2 protein-coding genes and 1 pseudogene are annotated in these 3052 nt (G+C 66.5%); 2 read left to right on the forward strand and 1 reads right to left on the reverse strand.

Going from position 1 to position 3052, the window contains the following annotated elements; genetic code table 11:
- Window positions 1–532: pseudogene (locus tag WB785_RS16320) on the forward strand (hypothetical protein); the annotation flags it as partial.
- On the opposite strand, the gene WB785_RS16325 reads toward WB785_RS16320, so the two are convergent.
- A complete protein-coding gene (locus tag WB785_RS16325; protein ID WP_424080358.1) occupies window positions 529–1686 on the reverse strand; it encodes an AI-2E family transporter in 1158 nt (385 codons plus the stop codon). The pseudogene WB785_RS16320 and the gene WB785_RS16325 overlap by 4 nt on opposite strands.
- Window positions 1687–1792: 106 nt before the next feature.
- On the opposite strand from WB785_RS16325, the gene WB785_RS16330 reads away from it, so the two are divergent.
- Window positions 1793–2995, forward strand: a complete 1203-nt coding sequence (locus WB785_RS16330) for a lysylphosphatidylglycerol synthase transmembrane domain-containing protein (protein WP_424080359.1) — start codon at window positions 1793–1795, stop codon at window positions 2993–2995.
- Window positions 2996–3052: the final 57 nt, after the last annotated feature.

Genomic DNA, 3052 nt, shown 5'->3' on the forward strand with positions numbered 1-3052 from the left:
AGGTAGGCCGGCTGGGCCGGCCCCGAGGCCGGATCACCGAACACCGGCGCAGGAGACGCCGTCGGCCGCAGGTACCACGAGGATGCGTGCTCCCGGGCATCCCGAGCCCAACGAGCCGCCGACGACTCGCTTTTCCGCGCAGCAGAAGGCTTCGCCGACTCCGGTCCCGGAACGCGAACGCCCAGCCACTCCCGGCGCCCCGCCCCGCGGCGACGATCGCGAAATCGAGTCGTGGCTCAGCGAATTGCGCGATCCGCACGGCACCGGCAGCTCCGCGCCACCGTCGGAGCCGTCTGCCGATGAAACCCGGGCGATGCGGGCTGCGGGCCAACGCCCGTCGGGTCAGCAACCCACCGACGAGGACGATGCCACCACGGCCATCCCCACCGCTGGGCGGGACGAGAAGGACCCTGACGTGGCCACCCAGAAACTGAACGCCCGCGGTAAAGACGCCGACAACGGCGATCGCAGCCGTCGTCGCGGCGGCGGGCTGAGCGCTCAAGATTTGCTCCGCCGCGAAGGCCGGATTTAATCCTCGGTTTCGCTTTCCGGCTGGGGCTCATCCGGTTCGGCTTGGATGATCGAAGCGTCCTCGTCTTCGGCGGGCTTCGCCGCGGCCGACGGATCCTCGGCCAGTAGCACTTGGAACGCGTTGTTGAAGAAGGCGACCGTCGGGACGGCCAGCAGCGCACCGACGACCCCGGCGAGCACACCGCCGGTCGAGATCGCCACCACCACGGCCAGCGGATGGATCGACACCGCCCGGCCCATCACCAACGGCTGCAAGATGTGCGCCTCGAGCTGGTTCACGCCGATCAGCACACCAAGGGTGATAAGCGCATAGACCCAACCCTTCGCGATCAGTGCAACCACCACCGCGAGAAAACCGCTGAGCACCGCACCGACCAGCGGAATGAACGCACCGAGAAACACCAACGAGGCCAGCGGCAACGCCAGCGGGACGCTCAGGATCGCCAAACCGGTTCCGACTCCTGCCGCGTCGACCAACGCCACCAAGAAGGTCGCGCGTATGTAGCCGACCAGCGATCCGTAGCCCGCGCTGCCCGCGGCACGAACCCGCTCCCGGACATCGGCCGGGAAAATCTTGGTGACGTAAGCCCAGATATTGCGTCCGCCGTAGAGAAAGAAGATCAGCGTGAACAACGTCAGCAGTGCGGCAGTGAGGATTTCGGTGACGGTGGCCGCAGTCGACAGTGCGCCGCTGGTCAACTTCGCCTGATTGTTCTGAAGCGCCTCGATCGCGGCGTTGCCGGCGTTCTCGATCTGTTGGCGGCTCAGATGCAGCGGCCCCTCGATCAGCCAAGTGCGGGTGGAATCGATGCTGTGGGTGACTTGCTTGACCAAATCCGGCAAGCCGATGACGAACTGGCTGATGACGAATGCCAGGATGCCGCCCAAAATCGCGAACGCGGCGAATAACACCAGGGCCACCGCGCCACCGCGAGGCGCGCCGCGTCGGTCCAGCCAATCCACCACCTGGACCAGCAATGCGCTCAGCAGCAACGCCACAAGCAGTGGAACAACGATGATTTCCAGCCGCTTGATAACCCAGAGCAACGCGACTAGTGCCGCCAGGATGACCAACAACCGCCAGGCCCAGGCAGCGGCCTTCCGAACGATAGGTTCGACGGAATCCTCGTAATCCGCGTCGGCCTTCGACGGCATGGCGCCAGCCTAACCGTCGGCGCGTAGGTCACGGCTCGTAAACACAATGCGGACACCTGCCCATTGCACCGATGCAGGCACGACCTGCACAGCTACCCTAAAACCCGTGTCGCGCGACGCACCGGCCAAGAACGGCAGCGGTCAGCACGAAGAACGTGCCCGCGGCAGATACTGGTGGGTGCGTTGGGCCGTTCTGGCCGTCGTCGCGATCGTGCTGGCGGTCGAGGTGGCACTGGTGTGGGACCAACTCGCCAAGGCAGCCAACAGCCTCTACTCCGCGAAGTGGTGGTGGCTGCTGGCCTCGGCCCTGGCCGCCGTCCTCCTCATGCACAGCTTCGCCCAGGTACAGCGGACCCTGTTGGCGTCGGCCGGGGTACACGTCAAGGAATTGCGTTCCGAAGCCGCCTATTACGCGGCCAACTCGTTGAGCACCACGCTACCCGGAGGTCCGGTGCTGGCGGCCACGTTTCTGCTTCGGCAGCAACGGATTTGGGGTGCCTCGACGTTGGTGGCATCGTGGCAGCTGGTGATGTCGGGTGTGCTGCAAGCCGTTGGGCTGGCACTGCTTGGTCTGGGCGGTGCGTTCTTCCTCGGCGCGAAGAACAACCCGCTTTCGTTGCTGTTCACGCTCGGCGGCTTCATAGCGCTGTTGCTGCTGGCGCAGGCGGTAGCGTCGCGCCCGGATCTGATCGACGGGATCGGGTCACGGGTGCTGTCGCGGTTCAACTCCGTTCGCGGCCGGCCAATCGACACCGGCCTGGCGAAGTGGCGCGAGATGCTCTCGCAGCTGGAGTCGGTCAGCCTGAGCCGTCGCGACGTGGCGCTGGCCTTCAGCTGGTCGCTGATCAATCGGTTCGCTGATGTCGCCTGTCTCGGCTTCGCTGCCTACGCGGCTGGGTATCACGCGTCGGTCGGGGGCTTGACGGTCGCCTGCGCCGCCGCCCGCGCGGTCGGGACGATACCGCTGATGCCTGGCGGCCTGTTGGTGGTGGAGGCGGTACTGGTTCCTGGTTTGGTGTCCAGCGGGTTGCCGTTGTCCGGCGCGATTTCGGCGATGTTGATCTACCGGCTGATCAGCTGGTTGCTGCTCGCCGCCGTCGGCTGGGTGGTGTTCTTCTTCATGTTCCGCACCGAGAACGAGGTCGATCCCGACGCCCAGCACGCTGAGGCGGAAGCCGGCGAAGCCACCGCGAGAGAGCTGCCCGGCAAGGTGGCCGACGCCGCCCAACAAGCTCCGCGACCGCCGCCGCATCCGGACGCAGAAACTCCCACCACGCCAGAGCTGCGCGCGCGCCGGGGCGCTACCTAACGGCGCTCAGCCCCGGCATCATGGCCGGGCCGGGTGCGGCCGCGGGAACCCCTGCCC

The sequence above is a fragment of the Mycobacterium sp. genome (assembly GCF_049585075.1).
Taxonomy (GTDB): Bacteria; Actinomycetota; Actinomycetes; order Mycobacteriales; family Mycobacteriaceae; genus Mycobacterium.